This window comes from Methylocystis sp. S23, assembly GCF_054106005.1.
Genome location: NZ_CM134185.1, coordinates 3371798 through 3391835, shown reverse-complemented (window position 1 = coordinate 3391835; position 20038 = coordinate 3371798). Strand labels below are relative to the sequence as shown.

Below are 20038 nucleotides of genomic sequence, written 5' to 3'. Positions count from 1 at the left end.
TTCGGCTGGACCCCTCTCCCCGTGAAAGCGGGGAGAGGGCTGGGGTGAGGGGCAAGGCGGCGACGGGAAAATCGGCGATTTGTTGCAGTATGCAAGCCGCGAGCATTCGCATGGCGGCTTTGCCCCTCACCCTGCCCTCTCCCCGCGAGCGGGGAGAGGGAAAAAGACTCCCACGACGGCTGGCTCACTTACTGTCGGACCACCTTAGGAAGCGCTCTCGCTCCGGAGGCCGCCGTGCTCTGTCGATGGCCTGGTCAAGGATCACTTTCCTGCTTCGGTCGCGACCAAATACTGATGCCGCGCCCTCAGCGCGCTGATGCTCAGCCAGGCGGCGACGCCGAAGCCGATGAAATGCGCGAAGAGGAGGCTGAAATTCACCAGCAGGACGAAGACGTCGAGCGCTCGGATGATCTTGTTGGGGTCGGTGATGGCGATGCCCGGCGGCTGGGACACGGTCTTGCCCACGAGAAGCGCGACGCTCAGTCCCACGCCCACGAAAGAAACCAGCGCGCCGAGCACATTGACGAAGCCGCCCGCGCTGACGAACCAGAACGCCATGCGCCGCTGATGGGCGAGGTAATGGTCCGGATGAATGCGCACCCGCGCGGCGGCGCTCATGTAGCGGAAGCCGAAAAGCGTGGTGATCAAAAGCAGCGCCAGCCCCGCTGACGCCCAATAAATGGCGTCGCTGAAACTCGAGCCGCCCGGGCTCACCGTATGGCCGACAAAGCCGAAGACCAGCAGCAGGGCCGAAACGACGCCGAGAAAAAGCTGGATCCAGAACGCCGTCGCGCCGAAGAAGCGGAAGCTCTGCGCCAATCCGTCCGCGATCATTGCCGCGGCATTCGGCGGCGCGGACATTTCCAACGCCTTGCGGGGCTCGCTCGCCGCGATGGGCGAGAGGCGGTCGAACAGAGCCAGCCCGGCGTAAATCGCCACGGCGGCGACGAGGGCGTAGGCCGCATAGCCATGCAAGGCCTGAAGCCTCTCCGCCAGCGCCGGGTCGCCCGCGTCCCAGAAGGGCAGCGCGTAGTCCCAGAAAAAGAGCTGCTCGCCTCGGAAGGCGGCGGCGAGCGCGCCTGCCGCGGCCGTCGCCGCGAAGAGGAGATAGATTGCCTGCCGCAGCCAGAAGGCGGCGGCGCGGCGGCCTTTGCGCGGCTCCTCGCTCTCGACCGTGAGATACAGAAGGGTCCCGAGCAGCATTTGCGCGGCGAGGAAAATCGCCGCGGTGAGCCCGAGCGACACATGCAGTTCCGACAGATAAGCGCGCGTCGCGGAATCGAGGCCGGCATGTTCCCGCGCCGCGCCGGCCCCGAGCGCCGCGGCGCCCGACAGAATAAAAATCCGAAAAATCACGACAGATAAGAGGTTTCGCCTGGGGTCGGAGGTCATGGACGGCTCCATTGGGCGGTTTCGCGCTGCAATATAGCTCACGCGCCGCTCCGCGTCCCTGCGCCAAAGGGTCCGCGCCAAAGCTCGTCTTCCGGCCCGATTAGGGAGAGCTTCCGCCCGCCAAATGTAAGGGTCGCTCAATCTGCTTCGGCGCGGCGCCGCGCCGCGCGGGCGGCGTCATCTTCCCGAAACAAATCGGCGCGCGCGGCGCGGTCGTCGCTTCGCCATCGCCGCGACGGGCGGCGGACGGCGTCACCCCCTTGCTCTCAGCCTTGTAACCCCGTAAAAGCCCGCCGCGCGCGGGCAGAGGACCCGCCAAACGGAACGGGACCATGGCCAAGGAAAAATTCTCTCGCACGAAGCCGCATTGCAACATTGGGACGATTGGGCACGTCGACCATGGCAAGACGTCTTTGACGGCGGCGATCACCAAGGTTCTTGCGGAGACGGGCGGGGCGACGTTCACGGCGTACGACCAGATCGACAAGGCGCCGGAGGAGAAGGCGCGCGGCATCACCATTTCGACGGCGCATGTCGAATATGAGACGCAGGACCGCCATTACGCGCATGTGGACTGCCCCGGCCACGCCGACTATGTGAAGAACATGATCACCGGCGCGGCGCAGATGGACGGCGCGATCCTGGTGGTTTCGGCGGCCGACGGCCCGATGCCGCAGACGCGCGAGCACATTCTGCTCGCGCGCCAGGTCGGCGTGCCGGCGCTGGTGGTGTTCCTCAACAAGGTCGACATGGTCGACGATCCGGAGCTGTTGGAGCTCGTCGAGCTCGAAGTGCGCGAGCTTTTGTCGAAATACGACTTCCCCGGCGACGACATTCCGATCGTGAAGGGCTCGGCGCTGTGCGCGCTGGAGAACAAGAACCCCGAGATCGGCCATGACGCGATCCTGAAGCTGATGGCGGAAGTCGATCGCTATATTCCGCAGCCGGAGCGTCCGAAGGACCAGCCCTTCCTGATGCCGGTGGAGGACGTGTTCTCGATTTCGGGCCGCGGCACGGTGGTGACGGGCCGCATCGAGCGCGGCGTGATCAAGGTGGGCGAGGAAGTCGAGATCGTCGGCATCCGTCCGACGACGAAGACGACGGTGACGGGCGTCGAGATGTTCCGCAAGCTTCTGGATCAGGGCGAGGCGGGCGACAATGTGGGCTGTCTGCTGCGCGGCACGAAGCGCGAGGAAGTGGAGCGCGGGCAGGTTCTGTGCAAGCCGGGCTCGGTGAAGCCGCACACCAAGTTCAAGGCCGAGGCCTATATCCTGACGAAGGAGGAGGGCGGCCGCCACACGCCGTTCTTCACGAACTATCGTCCGCAGTTCTATTTCCGCACGACGGACGTGACGGGCATCGTGACGCTGCCCGAGGGCGTCGAAATGGTGATGCCGGGCGACAATGTGACGATGGAAGTGAACCTGATCGTGCCGGTGGCGATGGAGGAGAAGCTGCGCTTCGCCATCCGCGAGGGCGGCCGCACCGTCGGCGCCGGCGTCGTCGCCAGCATCATCGAGTAATCGAGGCGAGCGCCCCACCAACGTCATGGCGGCGCGAACCCCACCCGGCGGTCTTCGACCGCCGACCTCGGGAGGTATCGGGCGGCTGACGGCCTGTTATCTCGAGAGACAAGCGCGGTTCGCCGCGCTCGGATTGCTGGCAAAGTGGGGCTGGCGCCCCTCGTGCTTCGAGACGCTTGCTTCGCAAGCTCCTCAGCATGAGGGGCTCCTTCTTCTGCGCCAAACACATCGGCGTGGTTGACAGAAAGTGAGCCAGCGGTCGCGGAGTCTTTCTCCTCTCCCCGCTCGCGGGGAGAGGGCAGGGTGAGGGGCAAAGCCGCCATGCGAATAGATGGCGGACATATTCTTTAGATCACGCTGCGTAGACGGAATCGCCGATTTTCCCGTCGCCGCTTTGCCCCTCACCCCGGCCCTCTCCCCGTTTTCACGGGGAGAGGGGGGCGGCCCGAGGCCGCCCTCGCCGTTTTGCCGGCAAACTCGCCGCGCTTTTGTGCGGGAAGGAGAGGGCGCATGAAAAGGCACGAATTCGTCTCCCTCGATCTCCGGCATAAAGGCTGGACGAGCCTCTCCGTCGCCCATATCCGCCTGCCGGACGGCAAGATCATTAATCGCGAGATCGAGGATCATGGCGCGGCCGTCGCCGTCCTGCCCTACGATCCCGAACGCAAGACCGTCATTCTGGTCGAGCAGTTCCGCGCGGCGCCGTTCCTGACGCTGGGGCTGGAGCACACGCTCGAAGCCATTGCCGGCGTCATGGAGAGCGAAGACGCCGCCGCCGACGCGCGGCGCGAAGCGCTCGAAGAGGCCGGCCTCGAGCTGCGCGATCTCGAGCGCGTGGCGACCGCTTGGTCAATGCCTGGAATCTCGACCGAGAGAATGACCCTCTATCTCGCCGCCTATCGGCTGGGGGACCGCATCGCCGATGGTGGCGGCGTCGCTCACGAGGATGAGAATATCCGCGTCGTCGAAATAAGCCTTGACGCGCTCGCCGGCCTTATGGAGGCGGGCGAACTGGTGGACATGAAGACGCTCGCGCTCACCCAGGCCTTACGGCTGCGGCGCCCGCAGCTATTTTCCTGAAATAAGCTTCAGCGGCATCCGCCGGTCGAGACGCCCGGCGCGAGCCGCAACGCGTCGCACAGGCTGCGCGCCTGGACGTCGTCCATCATTTTCCGGGTTATGACGGAGGTCGGAACCTGCGCCGCCGGCGTTTTCGTTCCGGAAGGTCCGGTCACGTCTTCCGCGAAATAGTCGTCGGTTTGCGCCGGCGACGCGCGCCGGACGCGCTGCCCGGCGGAAGCCTCGACGGCCGACAATGAAAGAGCGGCGGCCAGGCCGATCAGGAGAGCGTTACGCATTTTCTTTCCTCGCACGAACATCCCGCAATCAATATAGGCGTGGGAAACTGCTCAGGCGAGGTCGGCCGCTTCCACCGTCACTTCCACGATTTCCGGCGGGCGCAGGAAGCGGACGGGCAGGATCGACTCGCCCAGCCCGCCGGAAACCACGAGATGGCGGCCATCCTCGGCGTGATGGCCGTAGACATAAGCGGATTTGTAGCGCAGCTCGGCGACGACCGGTCCGAGGAAGGGCAGATTGACCTGTCCGCCATGCGTGTGTCCGCAAAGGGTGAGCGCAATGCGCTTCGGCGCGCGGCGGAAGACGAAGGGTTCATGCGCCAGAAGGATCGCCGGCGCCTCGTCGGAGACGAGCCCCAATGTCGCGTCGAGGTCGTCGTGGCCGCGCCAGCCGGTCCCCTCGCCCAGATACATGGCCATCTGGTCGCCGAGGCCGAGAAGCCAGAAGGGCTGGCCGTTTTTCGTCAAGCGCAGGGCGTCGTTCTCATAGACGCGCGCGCCCATCTGCTTCAGCGCGCGCCGCGCGCTCTCGGCGTCGTCGCCGGGGTCGTTGACGAGCGCGCCGTGCCACCAGTCGTGATTGCCGAGAACGGCGTGGACGCCGAGCGGCGCTTTCAGTTCGGAAAGCGCCTCCGCCCACTGCTCGGGCAGGACCGGGCCGGCGACGAGATGCGTGCCGGCGACGAGGTCGGGCTCCAGCGCATTTGTGATCTGCGCGATCCTGCGGATGCGCGCGGCCGGCATCCAGGGCTCGCAGGCGTGCAGGTCGGTGATGACGGCGATGCGCAGGCTCAGACCCTTCGGCCAGTCCCGCGGCGTCACCCGATAGCGCGTGACGTCGAGAAGGAAATTGGGCTCGACGACGATGGAATAGGTCCCAAGGCCGAGCCCCGCGAGCGCGAGCCCGGCCGGCATGCGCAGAAGCGCGCGGCGGCTGATCATCGAGACATCCCTTGCGGCGCCCGTCAGGCCGCCCGCGGGGAGGTCTTGTATCAGGCCGCGAGGTCCTCGCCCAGCGGCGGCCATTCCGGCGGGAAGGCTTCCTTCTCTTGCTTTTCGGGGAGGCGGGAGATTTCGAGCGCGGCGGCGACGGCGGAGATGCCGATTTCACGGTAAAGCCGCGCGAGGAGATCGTGCGGATGGCCGCCGAACGGCGACACGGGAAACTCGATCGAATACTTGTCCGACATGGCCGGCCTCTACGCTCTTACGCTTGGATAACGCTGGGTGAACCCGATGCTTGAATTTCGCCGCATTGGTTTAACGCGAGCCTAACGGGAACGGGGTTCGCCGCATTTTCGTGACATTCCCGGGCGCCGTTGCATTTCGCGCCGGGTTTGACGAAGAATGTTTCCGCGCCGCCGGAATGGCGGAGATCGAGCGAGGCCGCTTCTCCCGATGCGTCGAACACTGCCGCCGGAGCCTTGGTCGCAAGCCGCCCTGTGGAGCCGTAACGTCGCCGTCTTCGGGGCGACGGTCGCGCTCCTTGCGGTGCTGCTCGTGCGGCTCAATGTCATGGAGCCGGTTTCGGCGCTCGCCTGCCTTGGCGCCGCGGTCGCTTTGGCCTTGGTGGCCCTGCTTCTGGCGTGCGCGGCGAGCGTCGCCATCTGGCGCACCGGCCGGCGCGGCGTGGGCGCGACGGTCGCCGCCGCCTTCATCGCGATTTTCACGCTCGCCTATCCGTCCTGGCTCGCCGTGGAGGCGGTTCGCCTGCCGGTGCTGTCGGACATTTCGACCGACATCGCCAGCCCGCCCTACTTCTCGCTCTCCAGCGCCGCCTATGAGGCGCGCAAGGGATTCCAGCCCAGGGGCCTTCCGCAAAGGGCGCGCGAGGCGCAGCGCCCCGCCTATCCCGATGTCGAGCCCATCGTCGTCGACCTCGACGCGGACGAGGCTTTCGCGCTGGTGCTCAAGACCGCCAAGGCGATCGGCTGGCGCGTCGTCGACCAGCGCCCGCCCGGCGGCCGAACCGGGGAAGGGCACGCCGACTTCCTGGACAAGACATTGATCATGGGCTTCGACGAGGACGTCACGGTGAGGCTGAAGCCGTTGCCCGGCCAGACGCGCATCGACCTGCGCTCGGCCTCGCGCTACGGGCGGCACGACTTCGGGGCGAACGCCAAGCGGATCACGGCTTTCGCGGAAGAGCTGCAAACCCAGCTCGACGCGCGATGACGAGCGGCCTTCCCGAACCTCATTGCGAGCGGAGCGAAGCAATCCGGAGCCATGTTGCCGCCGCTGGGTTGCTTCGCTCCGCTCGCAATGACCGCGTGGCGGATCGCCCCGTCTTCGTAACCCGCCGCACTCGTTTTTGAACAACGACTCTGGTATTGTTCCGCTCGTTCTCCAATTAACGGGCGGGAGGCCGGGAACAGCCGATGGCGAACGCAGGCGACGGCGCGAATGCGACGCACACCGTTCCGAATTTCACCCGCGAGGAAGAGCTTCACGCGCTGCGCGAGATGCTGCTGATCCGCCGTTTCGAGGAGAAGGCGGGCCAGCTCTACGGCATGGGCGTGATCGCCGGCTTCTGCCATCTCTATATCGGCCAGGAAGCCGTGGTCGTCGGCGTCAAGATGGCGGCGCGAGAGGGCGACCAGTTCACCACGAGCTACCGGGACCACGGCCACATGCTCGCAAGCGGCATGGAGCCCAAGGGCGTCATGGCGGAGCTCGCCGGCAAGCGCGGCGGCTACTCCAAGGGCAAGGGCGGCTCCATGCACATGTTCTCGCATGAGAAAGCCTTCTACGGCGGACATGGCATCGTCGGCGCGCCGGCGCCGATCGGCGCGGGCGTCGCCCTCGCCAACGCCTATCGCGGCGACGGCAAGGTCTCCATCACCTTCTTCGGCGAAGGCGCCGCCAATCAGGGCCAGGTCTACGAGGCCTTCAACATGGCGGCGCTGTGGAAGCTGCCCGCGCTCTTCATCGTCGAGAACAATCGCTACGCCATGGGCACGTCGCTGACGCGCGCCGCCGCGCAGACCGACTTCGCCATGCGCGGCGCCGCTTTCGGCATTCCCGGCCATCAGGTGGACGGCATGGATGTGCGCGCGGTGCGGGCGGCGACGGCTGAGGCGCTGGAAGGGCGCCGCTCGGGGAAGGGGCCGTACCTCCTCGAAATTCAGACCTACCGCTATCGCGGGCACTCCATGTCGGATCCCGCCAAATACCGCTCCAAGGAAGAAGTGCAGAAGATGCGCGAGGAGCATGACCCGATCGAACAGGTGCGTCTGCGCCTGCTCGCGGACGGGGTCGGCGAAGACGAGCTGAAGAAGATCGACGCGAGCGTTCGCAAGATTGTCGCTGAGGCGGCCGATTTCGCCATGATGGACAAGGAGCCGGAGTCGTCCGAGCTTTACACGGACGTGCTGGCCTAAAACCCTCTCCCCGCTCGCGGGGAGAGTTAGGGCCAGGGTCTGGCCCGCAAATTGTTACAGAGAGATCTCGTCAATGTTCGAAGGGACGATGAAAATGGCCCCGGCCCCTCACCCAGGGCGATCGGGTGAAGGTTTCCTCATCCTGAGGAGCGAGCGAAGCTCGCATCTCGAAGGACGAGGAAGCCTTCATTTCCCGAGATCAGGAGCTTGCCCTCGTGCTTCGAGACGGCTCCTGCGGAGCCTCCTCAGCATGAGGGCGAGGTTTGTCGTCCTTCACCCGATCGCCCCGGACCCTTACGGCAAGGGGGCGCGCGTCGCGACGCGGGTGACGCCATGACCATCAACGTCCTCATGCCCGCGCTCTCGCCCACCATGGAGCAGGGCAAGCTCGCCAAATGGCTCAAGAGCGAAGGCGACGAGATCAAGGCCGGCGACGTCATCGCCGAGATCGAGACCGACAAGGCGACCATGGAGGTCGAGGCGGTCGACGAGGGCGTTCTGGCGCGCATTCTGGTGCCCGGCGGCACGGAGAATGTCGCGGTCAATACGCCCATCGCCGTGATCGCGGGGGAGGGCGAGGACGTTTCGAGCGTGGCGGCGCCGCCCGCCGCGAAAGCGCCGGCGCCGCCGACGGCCCCGCAGGACGAGCCGGGCGAAGCCAATAAGGCGCGCACGGAAGCGGCGGCCGAGGCCGCCGCGCCGCCCGCCATTGCAGCCACGCCGGAGGTTCCGGCCGGCGCGACCATGATCCCCATGACCATGCGCGAAGCGCTGCGCGACGCCATGGCGGAGGAGATGCGCCGCGATCCCAACGTCTTCGTCATGGGCGAGGAGGTCGGCGAATATCAGGGGGCCTATAAGGTCACGCAGGGACTCTTGCAAGAATTCGGGCCGATGCGCGTGCGCGACACGCCGATCACCGAATATGGCTTTGCGGGCGTCGGCGTCGGCGCGGCTTTCGCGGGCCTGCGGCCCATCGTCGAGTTCATGACCTTCAATTTCTCGATGCAGGCGATCGACCACGTCGTGAATTCGGCGGCGAAGACGCTCTATATGTCCGGCGGGCAGATTCGCAGTCCCATCGTCTTCCGCGGGCCCAACGGCGCCGCCGCGCGCGTCGGCGCGCAGCATAGCCAGGATTATTCCGCCTGGTATTCGCAGGTGCCGGGGCTCATCGTCATCGCGCCGTCCAACGCCAGCGACGCCAAGGGCCTGCTGAAGGCGGCGATCCGCAATGACAATCCGGTCGTCTTCCTCGAGAATGAAATTCTCTACGGCAAGACCTCGGAAGTTCCCGCCCTAGAAGATTTCGTGCTGCCGATCGGCAAGGCGCGCATTGCGCGGCCCGGAACCGACGTCACGCTCGTCTCCTTCTCCATCGGCATGACCTACGCGCTCGGCGCGGCCGAGGAACTGGCGAAGGAGGGGATCGAGGCGGAGGTGATCGACCTGCGCACGCTGCGTCCCATGGACATTGCGACCATCGTGGAATCGGTGAAGAAGACCGGCCGCTGCGTGGCGATCGAGGAAGGCTGGCCGCAATGCGGGATCGCCTCCGAGATCGCGGCGCGCTTGCAGCAGGAGGCCTTCGACTATCTCGACGCGCCCGTGGCGCGCGTCACCGGCAAGGACGTGCCGATGCCCTATGCGGCGAATCTCGAGAAGCTCGCGCTGCCGAGCGTGGCGGAAGTCGTCGCGGCGGCGAAGGCCGTGCTTTACCGGGAGTAAGACAACGTCACTCGGGCCAAAAATCTTGCGACATCATCTGCTCGAAGGTCCAGGGGCAGACGCCGGGAAACTCGTCCACATCGAGCTCGGTTTCGCGCGCCGCCTCGATGCGCGCCCGCCGGTAGGCAAGGGCGATCGCTCCGTCGAGTTGCGATTTCAGGCTGGGATTGTCAGAAAGATGAGACCGCACATCAAGGCGCTGGCCCTCAGTCGACAGCCGCCAGCTTCTGCTCCGCATTCTCGCCTGGAATCGCCATTTCAACAGATGAAGAATGAGCACCGTCAAACGACTGATCAGCTCGCGCTTCTCGGTCTTGCCCATGCTTTCGATCTCCTCCGCGATATGCTCGATGTCGGCTTCCGAAAACTTGCCGGCGCGCAGAAGAGCCGCCTGTTCGTTCGCCCAGGCGTAAAAGTCGTCGTCGTAAAGTCGTGCGTTCGACACGCTTGCCTCCAATCGCCGTGGCGTCCGCTTTTCGAAAATGTAACATATCTGCGATCCAAATTGACGCTGTTTCCAACCGGGATGGCGAACTGACATGAACGCGCTCGCCCAGGCGGCTCCCGCCACCCGCATCTTCGCCTCGCCTCTCGCGCGGCGTCTTGCGAAAGAGGCCGGACTCGATCTCGCCCCGTTCGCCGGCTCCGGCCCGCATGGCCGCATCATCGAGCGCGACGTGAAGGGCGCGCTCGCTGGCGGCGCCGCGAAGAAGGCCGCGCCGGCGCCTGCCCGGCTCGCCGAGGCGCCGTCGGCGGAGACGACGCGGAAATTCTATGAGATCGACTCCTATGAAGAGGTCCCGCACGACTCCATGCGCAAGGCGATCGCCCGGCGCCTTACCGAGTCGATCCAGACCGTCCCGCATTTCTATCTCGACATGGATTGCGAGATCGACGCGCTGTTGAAGCTGCGCGAGGATTTCAACGCCGCCGCGCCCAAGCGCGCCGACGGCTCGCCCGAGTGGAAGACCTCGGTCAATGATTACGTCGTGAAGGCGCTGGCGCTCGCGCTTCAGCGCACGCCCGACGCCAATGTCACCTTCACGCCCGAGTCGATGCTGAAGCATAAGGCGTCCGACATCGGCGTCGCCGTGGCGATTCCGGGCGGGCTGATCACGCCCATTATCCGCAACGCGCAGGCGAAGACGGTGCGCGAGATTTCCGACGAGATCAAGGAGCTCGCCGGCCGCGCGCGCGAGCGTAAGCTCAAGCCCCACGAATATGAGGGCGGCGTGTCGGCGGTCTCCAATCTCGGCATGTATGGAATCCGAAGCTTCTCGGCCGTGATCAATCCGCCGCAATCGACGATCCTCGCCGTGGGGAAGGGCGAGCAGCGCATGGTCGCGAAAGACGGCGAGCCCGTCGTCGCGACGATCATGAGCGTGACGCTTTCCTGCGATCACCGTGCGGTCGACGGAGCGCTGGGCGCCGAGCTGCTGGCGGCGTTCAAGACGCTCATCGAGCAGCCCATGGCGTTGTTCGCGTAAGCCCCCTTCGTCATTGCGAGCGAAGCAATTCAGGGGCCGCGATGTGGCTCTGGATTGCTTCGCTCCGCTCGCAATGACGGCGTAAGCAAAGCCAAACCGAATATTCGCATGGACGCGCAGCGCATTTGGCGGCATATCCTTGTCTAGAATTACTCTAAACAGGCAAGGAGCGGCCCGTGGCGACCGAAGCTGACATTCTGAAAGCGCTCGAAAATCTATATGGTCCTGGCGGGATATCGCTGGCGCGGGCGGTGAGCGGCGTCAATCTTTCCGGCGCGAAGGCCTTTGTCTCGCTCGCCGGCGATCCCGCCAAGCCGGAGGGATGGGAGGTCGCGCGCGTCAACGCCGAGAAGGCGATCAGGGCCGTGCCGGGCATCGAGTCGGCCGTTGTGACGCTCACCGCCGAGCGCGCGCCGGGCGCGCATGACCATCGCCACGACCATTCCCACGCCGCGCCGCCGCCGCAACAACGCAAGGGCATGGCGCCAGCGCTGGAAAAAATCCGCTACATCATCGTCGTGGCGTCCGGCAAAGGCGGCGTTGGCAAATCGACCACCTCCGCCAATCTCGCGCTCGGCCTCGCCGCGCAGGGCTGGCGCGTCGGACTGCTGGACGCCGACATTTACGGCCCCTCGGCGCCGCGCCTCTTCGGCCTGCATGACAAGCCCAGGGTCGAGAACGGCAAGCTCGTTCCACTCGAAGCCTATGGCGTGAAGATCATGTCCATGGGATTCCTTGTCGACGAGAATACGCCCATGGTCTGGCGCGGGCCGATGGTCGCGCAGGCGCTGACGCAAATGCTGGGCGATGTGCTCTGGGGCGATCTCGACGCGCTCGTCGTCGACATGCCGCCCGGCACCGGCGACGTGCAGCTCACAATGGCGCAGCAGACGCCGATCGCCGGCGCGGTGATCGTCTCGACGCCGCAGGATCTCGCGCTCATCGACGCGCGCCGTGCGGTCGCCATGTTCCAGAAGGTCGAGGCGCCGATCCTCGGCATTATCGAGAATATGAGCTACTTCCTCTGCCCGCATTGCGGCGGCCGGTCCGAAATCTTCTCGCATGGCGGCGCGCGTCACGATGCGGAGAAGTTGGGCGTGCCTTTCCTCGGCGAAGCGCCGCTCGATATGAAGATTCGGGAAACCTCCGACGCCGGCAAGCCCGTCGTCGGCGCCGAGCCCGACAGCCCGCAGGCGGCGGTTTATCTCAACCTCGCGGCCAAGGTGAAGACGCTGCTCGAAACGAACAGGCAGCGCGCCGCGCCGAACATCGTCGTGGGTTGAAGCGCCCGCATCGCCGCGCGCCCGTCATTGCGAGCGGAGCGAAGCAATCCAGCGTCGCGATCGCGGCTCTCGGGATTGCTTCGCTCCCTTGCAATGACGCGGGGAGCGTCGCAGCGAAGCGTCAGGCGGAAACCGTATCAGAAGTGAGCCGGGATGATCGAATGGTCGCCGGCGTCCCATTTGTAGTTGTAGCCGAGCGTCAATTCCCAGGCCTGCACCCAGGGCGTGATCGTCGCGCGCGGATTGAGCGCGCCGAAGGGGAGGCCCGGCCGCTGCGGGATCCACTCCTGGCCGGTAAACGCGTTCTTGAAGGCGTAGACGAAGGCGAAGTCGAGCGACGAGTTCCTGGTGAAGGCGTAATTGGCGCCGACCGACGCATGGTGGCGGTTGAGGATCGGCGCCAGGACGTTCACCGTCACCGAACGCGCGCGGATCGGATTGGCGCTGTAGTGATAGCCCGTGCGCAGCGTCAGGGTCGGGGAATAGCGCCACTCCGCGCCGATCGCGCCCGCGTCGACATCGGTCCAGTCGAAGCCGGGACCGTTCGCTATGCCCATCGAGCGGTAGGTGAGCGGATTCGACGGATTGCCGAGCGTGGCCTGCATCGAATAGAAAATGTGCCGCCAATCCACCATCACCGTCAGATTGGGCAGCACGTCATAGGCGAAGCCCGCCTGCATGCTGGCCGGGATGTCGAAGCGCCCGTGATCGGCGATGATGCCGGAATATTTATCGAGGCGCGACATCCACATTGGCGTGGAGCCGGAGAAGCCGAAGCGGAGCCGGTCCGTGACGCCCCAGACGAGGCCCGCGCGAACGCCGCCGCCCCACGACCAGTCATAGGCCATGTCGGATAATTGCCAGGGGTTCGACGCATAGGGCGCGAATCCCTTGACGCCCTGCAAATTGAACATCTGCGCGGCGACCGTGGGCGCGAAGCCGATGGTGACAGGGCCGATTCCCGTGTCGAAGCGGCGCGCATAGGACACGCTGAAAAAGGCCTGTTGCAGATCGACGCCCGCAAAGCCGCCGCCGAGAGGACCGCCATTGGGGCCATGCCAATGGCCCCAATCATAGGCCGTGTTGATGCCGCCATTCGCATAGCCGGCGACGCTCCAGGCCGATTTCTCGTCGATCGGCTGGACATAGCCGGCGTTCGGCACGGGGAACCAGGGACGCCCGCTCTCGACATAGCCGGGCGCGACGACCGCCGGCGCGCCGCCGGTGTAGTAGCCGCGCTCGCCATTGATGATCGTTATGCCCTGCTGGAACTGGCGCTCCAGGCCGACAATGCCGGCGGGATTCATGGAGATGGCCATGGAGTCGCGCTGATCGGCGACGCCGGCGCCCGCAAGCGCCTTCTGGCGCGGGCCGTAGCCGATCATGAAATAGCCGTCGGCCGCGATCGCCGGGGCGGCGTCCGCGAGCAGCAGCGCGGAGACGGCGAGCGCAAAACGTCGCGTGAGGATCTTCTGCATTTGTGGGCTGCCTAATCCGTTCCTGAAACGCGAATAGACGACGCAGAACAACTAAAGCACAGCGTAGCAGAGTCGGCGCAGGACAGGCAGGCCGCTTGATCTCGGCAATCGAAAAAGCCAAGCATTGTCACGTTCCTGCAACAGTTTAGCCTGCGCAGGGGCCGCGATCCCCATGAAGGATCAGCTTCTTCGCCGGATGACGTAACGGAAATGCGCGTCCAGCCGCTCGGCGCTGACCAGCTCGTCGCCGGTCTGCTTGGTGAAGGCCTCGAAGTCCGACATGGAGCCGGGATCGCTTGCGAGCACCTCCAGGGCGCCGCCGACCGGTATCTCCTTCAGCGCCTTCTTGGCGCGCAGGATCGGCATCGGGCAGTTGAGGCCGCGCGCGTCGACGGTCTTGTCGGTCATTTTGCTTCGCTCAAATGAAGAGGTTGACGTCGGCCTTCACGGCCTCCGAAAGATAGGTCGCCGCGCCGCCGAACGAGACTCCGTCGATCATGTCCTCCTTCTTGAACTCGAAGAGGTCCATGGTCATCTGGCAGGCGACAAGCTTCACGCCGCTTTCCAGCGCGATGTCGCGCAGCTCTTCGACGGTCGCGACGCCTTTCTTCTCGATCACGTTCTTCATCATCGCGGTCGCGCCGGCGGTGACGCCCGGCAGCGCGGCGACGAGATTGGGCATGCCGAGATGCAGGCCGCCGACCGGCATTTTCATCGCCGGATTGCCGAGAGGCGAAATTTCGAGATCGAGCTCCTTCTTCAGCAGGCCGAGGCCGTAGAAGGTGAAGAAGAGCGTCACGTCCATATCCATCGCGGCCGCCGTCGTCGCGAGGATGAAGGGAGGATAGGCCCAGTCGAGCGTGCCTTTCGACACGATGATGGAAAGCGATTTCCGGTTCCCGGCGGTCTCGTTCGTCACCTGAATCCGCTCCTTGCGCGCATGTGCGGCGAGGCGAAGCCCATAGCAGCGGGCGCGGGCGAAATGCAAACGCCCGCGGCGCGGCCGTAAACCTAGCCCGCCGATCTCATGGACATGGCTTTTTCGGGCGGGCCGATCAACCGCCGCCACATGCCATACCATCCGCCCGCGCTGATCGCGAGGAGCGACGCCAAAGCGAGGTCTTCCCCCGGAGGCGGCGCGAAACGCAGCAATTCGGCGAGCGGCGGGAAATAGAGCGCGGCGGCGACCACCGACAGCGCCCCCGCCGCGATCGCCCAGAAGAACAGATTCTCCCGCGCGAAAGGCGAGACTCCCTTCGGCAGCGCGTCGGACAGGGCGAGCGTCAGATTGCCGGCGATCAGCGTCGCGAAAGAGAGGCCGCGCGCCTGCGCCTCGGAGACGCTTAAGCCGTTGGCGAGGACATAAACGGCGAGCACCGCCAGAAAGACCGCAAAGCCCTGAACGACGCCGAGCAGCAGATCGCCCGCGCCAAAGAGCGGCTCGCTCTGCGGGCGCGGCGGCTTCAGCATCGCGTCCTTCTCGCCGGGCTCCGCCTCGAAGGCGAGCGAGCAGGTCGGGTCGATGATCAACTCCATCAGCACGACATGCGCCGGCAGCAGCATGGGCGGCAGCCCCATGAGGATCGGCGTGAGCGCGAGCCCCGCGATCGGAATATGGATGGCGGTGACATAGGTAAGCGCCTTGCGGAGATTGGACGAGATCCGCCGGCCGAGCTCGACGCCCGCCACGATGGAGGCGAAGCGGTCGTCGAGCAGAACGATATGAGCGGCCTCGCGCGCGACGTCGGAGCCGCGCTGGCCCATGGCGATGCCGATATGAGCGGCGGCAAGCGCCGGCCCGTCATTCACGCCGTCGCCCGTCATGGCGACGATATGCCCATCGGCCTTGAAGGCCTCCACAAGCGCGAGCTTGCTCGTCGGCATGACGCGCGCGAAGACGCGCACTTTCCTGATGCGCTCCGCGACCATTTCCGGCGGCGTCCCGGCGACCTCGGCGCCGGTCAATACGCCGCCCGACGCGTCGATGCCCGCCGCCCGGGCGATGGCGAGCGCGGTGGCCGGATAATCGCCTGTGATCATGGCGACTTCCACCCCCGCGCGCCGCGCGGCGGCGACGGCCGCCGGCACGTCGTCGCGGACAGGGTCCTCAAAGGCGAGGACGCCGAGGAGAACATAGGGCGCCTTGTCGAGATCGCCGTCGGTGGCGGGGGTTTCGGCGACCGCCAGCACGCGGTGGCCCTCCCGCGCCAGCTCCTCGACGATGGCGGCGTAACGCGCGTGTTCCTCCGCGCCGACATTCGCGAGGCGAAAGATCGCTTCCGGCGCGCCCTTCGCCGCTTTCAGCGCGCCGCCCGCGACGCGCCAGGACTGAATGAAGGCGAGAAGCTCGGGCTTGATCGGAAAGCTTTCCGTCGCCGTTCCGCCCGCCGGTATTTCCAGCCGTTCCGCCAGCGCATGGACGGCCCTGTCCATCGGATCGACGGGGTTCTCGGAAGAGGCCCGCAGCGCCGCCTGAATGAGCCGGTGCTGTTCGGCGTCCGGCGCCGCGGGAACGGGCTCGACGGCGCCGCCGGTGTAAAGCCGAGCCACGGCCATGCGGTTCTGGGTGAGCGTGCCCGTCTTGTCGACGCAGAGGAGCGAGGTCGAGCCCAGAGTCTCGGTGACGGAGGAGCGGCGCACGAGGACGTTGCGTCCGGCGAGCCGGAAGGCTCCGATGGCGAGGAAGATCGCCAGCACCATCGGGAACTCCTCCGGCAGCAGGCCGATTGCGAGCGTGATGCCCGCGATCGCGCCTTCGAACCAGTCGCCATGGACGAGGCCATAGGCGACGATCACGAGGACGCAGAAAAGAAGCGCGAACAAGCCGAGCCTGGCGACGAGCTCTCCCGTGCGCTTCTGCAGCGGGCTCGGCTCGCCCTGGATCGCGGCGAGCGACGCGCCGAGGCCGCCGACGGCCGTGCGCGGCCCGGTGCGCCGGACGCGCGCGACTCCCGAGCCGCGCACGATCATGGAGCCGGCGTAGAGGAAAGGCGTGTCGTCGCCGCCGGGCTCGGGGAAGGCGGCGTCGGCCCCCTCGCCGGCGAGCCTCTTGGCGACCGGCGCGGATTCGCCGGTGAGGATCGACTCGTCGACGACAAGCGCGTCGCCTGAAAGCAGCATGGCGTCGGCGGGGATTCGCTGGCCTTCGCCGAGAAGCAGGACGTCGCCCGGCACGAGATCGCGCGCCGGGATGCGCCGCTCCGCGCCGTCGCGCAGGACATGCGCCATGGGCTCCGCAAGCCTCTGCAAAGCCTGCAGCGCCCGCTCGCTGCGGAATTCCTGAACGACGACGAGCGCAATGGACGCGCTCGCGCCGGCGACCATGAACAGGCCCTCGCCGAGATCGCCGACGAAAAGATAGAGGGCGGCCGCCGCGGCGAGCAGGAAGAACATCGGCTCTTTCAGCGTGCGCAGCACGATGCTGAAGACGCCGAGCGGCTTGGGCTGCGGCGGCGCGTTGGCGCCATATTCGGCAAGCCGCCGAGCGGCTTCGTCGGATGAGAGACCAGAGAGAGAAGGTTGCGTCATTCTGCCCGTATCGCCGGATCGGATGACAGCCACTCTAGATCACGCTGCGGAATCGCCCAATCGCGGAAGAGGCGGTCAGGAGAAAGTCCGCAGATAAATGAAAAGGGCGCCTGCCTCGCAAGCGCCCCTTGGGGAGAACGGCGGACGTCCGGACGGATTACAGCGCCTCGAAGGTCTTCTTCTTGCCGTCGTGGGTCTTGATCGTCACGGCGCGCACATAGCCGCAATCGTCGAAGCCCGGCAGCGGGTAAGCGCTTTTCGCGGGGACGGTGAACTTGTCGCCCTTATTGTAGGCGTGATGCAGGACCTTGTCGGAGTCGGCGACCGGGCACTCGCCGCCATTCACCATGATGGCGTCGACGACGACCTTGTCCTTCTTGACCTCGCATTTGACGGCGCCGTCCTTCTTGGCGCAATCGACGGCGTCGTCGGCCGCATAGGCGAATGAGGGGAGAATCGCGAGGACGAACAGGAGCTTTTTCATGGCTGGCGCTCTATGTGTGGATGCGAGACTTGCGAGCTTTGCGCTCTGGCTGAGGTCCAAAGCACAGTTTCAAAAAACAATTGTGACAGTCCGATCACGCCCCCTCGCACATGATCCGGCCGCCGCGCCCGAGGCCGCCCGCCCGGACCGCTTGCCGGCGCGCGCCCGAGCGACTAGTTTTCACGCAATGGCGAGGGGCGCCGCTTGTCGCGGCTGAGAAGCACCCGTCGAACCTGATCCGGGTCATGCCGGCGGAGGGAATGCCAGGGCAGGGACGCTTGCGCCCGTAATCCCCCTTCTGCGCTTCGCTGGCGTGATCCAATAAGAGTTGCGTCAGCCGGGAGGCGACGTCGCTGATCTCGGGCGGGGACCCCCTCCCTGACCCTCCCCCTTGCAGGGGGAGGGGATTACGGGCGGCGGCGCTTTTGCTCCCTCCCCTTGCAAGGGGGAGGGCCGGGGTGGGGGTCCACACTGCGAATTCTGGCTGACGCAAGCCACATCCGCTCCTCTTGAAGGAGCGCGATCCAGAGGGAAGCGCGACCATGAACGTCCACGACAAACGCACGCCGCTCAGCGTCACCACCGGCCCCATCGGCAGGTCGCGCAAGGTCTATTCGTCGCCCGAGGGCCGCCCGGACATTCGCGCGCCCTATCGGGAAATCGCGCTCGATCCTTCCAGCGGCGAGCCGCCGCTGCGCGTCTACGACTCGTCCGGCCCCTATAGCTGCGAGAATTTCACGCCGGACCTCTCGGCCGGCCTGCCGGCGGCGCGGCCCTGGCTCGCGACGCGCGCGGGCCTCGAGACCTATCAGGGCCGCGCGGTGAAGCCCGAAGACAACGGCTTCGCCGAGGGCGAGCGCCTGGTTCCCCCGTGCCCGGCGGAGCGAAAGCTTTACCGCGCCGCGGGCGCCGCGCCCGTCACACAGCTCGAATTCGCGCGCGCCGGGATCGTCACGGAAGAGATGATCTATGTGGCGCATCGCGAGAATCTCTGCCGCGCGCGCGCGCCGGACGCCGCCAGGGAGCGCATCGCCGAGGGCGAGAGCTTCGGCGCGGCGATCCCGGAATTCGTCACGCCGGAATTCGTGCGCGACGAGGTCGCGCGCGGCCGCGCCATCATCCCGGCGAACGTCAATCACCCGGAGCTGGAGCCGGTCGTCATCGGCCGCAACTTCCTCGTGAAGGTCAACGCCAATATCGGCAACTCCGCCGTGACCTCGTCCGTCGCCGAGGAAGTGGAGAAAATGGTCTGGGCCTCGCGCTGGGGCGCCGACACGGTCATGGACCTCTCGACCGGCCGAAACATCCACAATATTCGCGACTGGATCATCCGTAATTCGAGCGTGCCGATCGGCACCGTGCCGATCTATCAGGCGCTGGAGAAGGTCGGCGGCGACGCGCTCAAGCTCGACTGGGAAGTCTTCAAGGACACGTTGCTCGAGCAGGCCGAGCAGGGGGTCGATTACTTCACCATCCACGCCGGCGTGCGCCTGGCCTATGTGCCGCTGACGGCGAGCCGCGTGACGGGCATCGTCTCGCGCGGCGGCTCGATCATGGCGCGCTGGTGCCTCTCCAAGCACAAGGAGAGCTTCCTCTATGAGCGCTTCGACGAAATCTGCGACATCATGCGCCGCTACGACGTCTCCTTCTCGCTCGGCGACGGATTGCGCCCCGGCTCCAACGCCGACGCCAACGACGCCGCGCAATTCGCGGAGCTGGAGACGCTCGGCGAACTGACCAAGATCGCCTGGGACAAGGGCTGCCAGGTCATGATCGAAGGCCCCGGCCACGTGCCGATGCACAAGATCAAGGCCAATATGGACAAGCAGCTCAAGGCCTGCGGCGAGGCGCCTTTCTATACGCTCGGACCGCTCGTCACCGACATCGCGCCGGGCTACGACCACATCACGTCAGGCATCGGCGCGGCGATGATCGGCTGGTTCGGCACGGCCATGCTCTGTTATGTCACGCCCAAGGAGCATCTCGGCCTGCCGGATCGCGACGACGTCAAGACGGGCGTCATCACCTACCGCATCGCCGCTCACGCCGCCGACCTCGCCAAGGGCCATCCGGCGGCGCGCGAACGCGACGACGCCATGAGCCGCGCGCGCTTCGACTTCCGCTGGAGCGACCAGTTCGAGATCGGCCTCGATCCCGACACGGCGCGCGAATATCACGACGAGACCATGCCCAAGGAAGCGCACAAGCTCGCGCATTTCTGCTCCATGTGCGGCCCGAAATTTTGCTCCATGCAGATCACGCAGGATCTGCGCAAGGAGGCCGCGCAGATCGCCGAGCGCGAGAAGGGCATGGCGGAGAAGGCGGAAGAATTTATCGAGAAGGGCGCGGAGATTTATGTGAGCGGGTGATTTGGTTGGAGGAATCCCCGGAGGCTAG

The 20038-nt window shown here is 66.1% G+C and carries 18 protein-coding genes and 1 riboswitch; of the genes, 8 read left to right on the top strand and 10 right to left on the bottom strand.

Annotated elements, in window-relative coordinates:
- Positions 1-261: 261 nt before the first annotated feature.
- A complete protein-coding gene (locus tag ACV7JP_RS16655) occupies positions 262-1392 on the bottom strand; it encodes a DUF3611 family protein (protein WP_457796768.1) in 1131 nt (376 codons plus the stop codon).
- 332 nt (positions 1393-1724) lie between these two features.
- On the opposite strand from ACV7JP_RS16655, the gene tuf reads away from it, so the two are divergent.
- Entirely contained in the window at positions 1725-2915 is a 1191-nt protein-coding gene (gene tuf, locus ACV7JP_RS16650) for an elongation factor Tu (protein ID WP_457796767.1), read from the top strand.
- Positions 2916-3425: 510 nt separating this feature from the next.
- A complete protein-coding gene (locus ACV7JP_RS16645; protein WP_457796766.1) occupies positions 3426-3995 on the top strand; it encodes an NUDIX domain-containing protein in 570 nt (189 codons plus the stop codon).
- A gap of 8 nt (positions 3996-4003) precedes the next feature.
- Here the strand turns inward: ACV7JP_RS16645 and ACV7JP_RS16640 are convergent, their stop codons facing one another.
- The 3 genes from ACV7JP_RS16640 to ACV7JP_RS16630 are packed head-to-tail and all read right to left on the bottom strand — an operon-like array spanning position 4004 to position 5463.
- On the bottom strand, positions 4004-4273 hold the full coding sequence (locus ACV7JP_RS16640; RefSeq protein WP_457796765.1) for a TonB-dependent receptor plug domain-containing protein: 270 nt from the start codon (positions 4271-4273) through the stop codon (positions 4004-4006).
- Positions 4274-4324: 51 nt separating this feature from the next.
- Complete coding sequence (locus ACV7JP_RS16635; RefSeq protein ID WP_457796764.1) at positions 4325-5215, bottom strand: metallophosphoesterase; 891 nt, start codon at positions 5213-5215, stop codon at positions 4325-4327.
- Positions 5216-5265: 50 nt separating this feature from the next.
- Complete coding sequence (locus ACV7JP_RS16630; RefSeq protein WP_457796763.1) at positions 5266-5463, bottom strand: hypothetical protein; 198 nt, start codon at positions 5461-5463, stop codon at positions 5266-5268.
- A 208-nt stretch (positions 5464-5671) separates the two neighbouring features.
- Between ACV7JP_RS16630 and ACV7JP_RS16625 the strand changes: the two genes are divergently transcribed.
- The 3 genes from ACV7JP_RS16625 to ACV7JP_RS16615 all read left to right on the top strand — a co-directional run bounded on the left by ACV7JP_RS16625 (position 5672) and on the right by ACV7JP_RS16615 (position 9381).
- Positions 5672-6448 carry a DUF1499 domain-containing protein gene (locus ACV7JP_RS16625; protein WP_457796762.1) on the top strand — a complete coding sequence of 259 codons (777 nt, stop codon included), beginning with the start codon at positions 5672-5674 and terminating at the stop codon, positions 6446-6448.
- A 203-nt stretch (positions 6449-6651) separates the two neighbouring features.
- Entirely contained in the window at positions 6652-7653 is a 1002-nt protein-coding gene (gene pdhA / locus ACV7JP_RS16620) for a pyruvate dehydrogenase (acetyl-transferring) E1 component subunit alpha (RefSeq protein ID WP_457796761.1), read from the top strand.
- Positions 7654-7986: 333 nt separating this feature from the next.
- A complete protein-coding gene (locus ACV7JP_RS16615) occupies positions 7987-9381 on the top strand; it encodes a pyruvate dehydrogenase complex E1 component subunit beta (protein WP_457796760.1) in 1395 nt (464 codons plus the stop codon).
- Between the two features lie 7 nt (positions 9382-9388).
- Here the strand turns inward: ACV7JP_RS16615 and ACV7JP_RS16610 are convergent, their stop codons facing one another.
- The gene (locus tag ACV7JP_RS16610) at positions 9389-9952 is read right to left on the bottom strand and encodes a DUF29 domain-containing protein (RefSeq protein ID WP_457796759.1); all 564 of its coding nucleotides are present in this window, start codon (positions 9950-9952) and stop codon (positions 9389-9391) included.
- On the opposite strand from ACV7JP_RS16610, the gene ACV7JP_RS16605 reads away from it, so the two are divergent.
- Positions 9921-10868 (top strand): 2-oxo acid dehydrogenase subunit E2, encoded by a 948-nt coding sequence (locus ACV7JP_RS16605; protein ID WP_457796758.1) that lies wholly within the window; start codon positions 9921-9923, stop codon positions 10866-10868. The two genes, ACV7JP_RS16610 and ACV7JP_RS16605, sit on opposite strands and share 32 nt — an antisense overlap.
- A gap of 176 nt (positions 10869-11044) precedes the next feature.
- The gene (locus ACV7JP_RS16600; RefSeq protein ID WP_457796757.1) at positions 11045-12151 is read left to right on the top strand and encodes an Mrp/NBP35 family ATP-binding protein; all 1107 of its coding nucleotides are present in this window, start codon (positions 11045-11047) and stop codon (positions 12149-12151) included.
- Between the two features lie 137 nt (positions 12152-12288).
- Here ACV7JP_RS16600 and ACV7JP_RS16595 read toward each other — a convergent pair whose 3' ends face one another.
- The 5 genes from ACV7JP_RS16595 to ACV7JP_RS16575 all read right to left on the bottom strand — a co-directional run bounded on the left by ACV7JP_RS16595 (position 12289) and on the right by ACV7JP_RS16575 (position 17641).
- The gene (locus ACV7JP_RS16595; protein WP_457796756.1) at positions 12289-13629 is read right to left on the bottom strand and encodes an OmpP1/FadL family transporter; all 1341 of its coding nucleotides are present in this window, start codon (positions 13627-13629) and stop codon (positions 12289-12291) included.
- A 180-nt stretch (positions 13630-13809) separates the two neighbouring features.
- Positions 13810-14037, bottom strand: coding sequence for a sulfurtransferase TusA family protein (locus ACV7JP_RS16590; RefSeq protein WP_457796755.1), 228 nt, complete (start codon positions 14035-14037; stop codon positions 13810-13812).
- A gap of 10 nt (positions 14038-14047) precedes the next feature.
- Complete coding sequence (dsrE2, locus tag ACV7JP_RS16585) at positions 14048-14548, bottom strand: sulfur carrier protein DsrE2 (RefSeq protein WP_457796754.1); 501 nt, start codon at positions 14546-14548, stop codon at positions 14048-14050.
- Positions 14549-14640: 92 nt separating this feature from the next.
- Positions 14641-17157 carry a cation-translocating P-type ATPase gene (locus ACV7JP_RS16580; protein WP_457796753.1) on the bottom strand — a complete coding sequence of 839 codons (2517 nt, stop codon included), beginning with the start codon at positions 17155-17157 and terminating at the stop codon, positions 14641-14643.
- Between the two features lie 157 nt (positions 17158-17314).
- Positions 17315-17641 carry a hypothetical protein gene (locus ACV7JP_RS16575; protein WP_457796752.1) on the bottom strand — a complete coding sequence of 109 codons (327 nt, stop codon included), beginning with the start codon at positions 17639-17641 and terminating at the stop codon, positions 17315-17317.
- Positions 17642-17824: 183 nt separating this feature from the next.
- Positions 17825-17919: riboswitch (TPP riboswitch) on the top strand.
- A gap of 264 nt (positions 17920-18183) precedes the next feature.
- On the opposite strand from ACV7JP_RS16575, the gene thiC reads away from it, so the two are divergent.
- Positions 18184-20010 (top strand): phosphomethylpyrimidine synthase ThiC, encoded by a 1827-nt coding sequence (thiC, locus tag ACV7JP_RS16570; protein WP_457796751.1) that lies wholly within the window; start codon positions 18184-18186, stop codon positions 20008-20010.
- The last annotated feature ends 28 nt before the right edge of the window (positions 20011-20038 follow it).

What these genes read in the sequence shown, in the direction of transcription:
- ACV7JP_RS16605 (WP_457796758.1), top strand. Translation starts at nt 9,921, where the DNA reads ATGAACGCGCTCGCCCAGGCGGCTCCCGCCACCCGCATCTTCGCCTCG.
- ACV7JP_RS16590 (WP_457796755.1), bottom strand. Translation starts at nt 14,037, where the DNA reads ATGACCGACAAGACCGTCGACGCGCGCGGCCTCAACTGCCCGATGCCG.
- ACV7JP_RS16580 (WP_457796753.1), bottom strand. Translation starts at nt 17,157, where the DNA reads ATGACGCAACCTTCTCTCTCTGGTCTCTCATCCGACGAAGCCGCTCGG.
- ACV7JP_RS16645 (WP_457796766.1), top strand. Translation starts at nt 3,426, where the DNA reads ATGAAAAGGCACGAATTCGTCTCCCTCGATCTCCGGCATAAAGGCTGG.
- ACV7JP_RS16625 (WP_457796762.1), top strand. Translation starts at nt 5,672, where the DNA reads ATGCGTCGAACACTGCCGCCGGAGCCTTGGTCGCAAGCCGCCCTGTGG.
- ACV7JP_RS16635 (WP_457796764.1), bottom strand. Translation starts at nt 5,215, where the DNA reads ATGATCAGCCGCCGCGCGCTTCTGCGCATGCCGGCCGGGCTCGCGCTC.
- ACV7JP_RS16630 (WP_457796763.1), bottom strand. Translation starts at nt 5,463, where the DNA reads ATGTCGGACAAGTATTCGATCGAGTTTCCCGTGTCGCCGTTCGGCGGC.
- thiC (WP_457796751.1), top strand. Translation starts at nt 18,184, where the DNA reads ATGAACGTCCACGACAAACGCACGCCGCTCAGCGTCACCACCGGCCCC.
- pdhA (WP_457796761.1), top strand. Translation starts at nt 6,652, where the DNA reads ATGGCGAACGCAGGCGACGGCGCGAATGCGACGCACACCGTTCCGAAT.
- tuf (WP_457796767.1), top strand. Translation starts at nt 1,725, where the DNA reads ATGGCCAAGGAAAAATTCTCTCGCACGAAGCCGCATTGCAACATTGGG.
- ACV7JP_RS16575 (WP_457796752.1), bottom strand. Translation starts at nt 17,641, where the DNA reads ATGAAAAAGCTCCTGTTCGTCCTCGCGATTCTCCCCTCATTCGCCTAT.
- ACV7JP_RS16615 (WP_457796760.1), top strand. Translation starts at nt 7,987, where the DNA reads ATGACCATCAACGTCCTCATGCCCGCGCTCTCGCCCACCATGGAGCAG.
- ACV7JP_RS16655 (WP_457796768.1), bottom strand. Translation starts at nt 1,392, where the DNA reads ATGACCTCCGACCCCAGGCGAAACCTCTTATCTGTCGTGATTTTTCGG.
- ACV7JP_RS16595 (WP_457796756.1), bottom strand. Translation starts at nt 13,629, where the DNA reads ATGCAGAAGATCCTCACGCGACGTTTTGCGCTCGCCGTCTCCGCGCTG.
- ACV7JP_RS16640 (WP_457796765.1), bottom strand. Translation starts at nt 4,273, where the DNA reads ATGCGTAACGCTCTCCTGATCGGCCTGGCCGCCGCTCTTTCATTGTCG.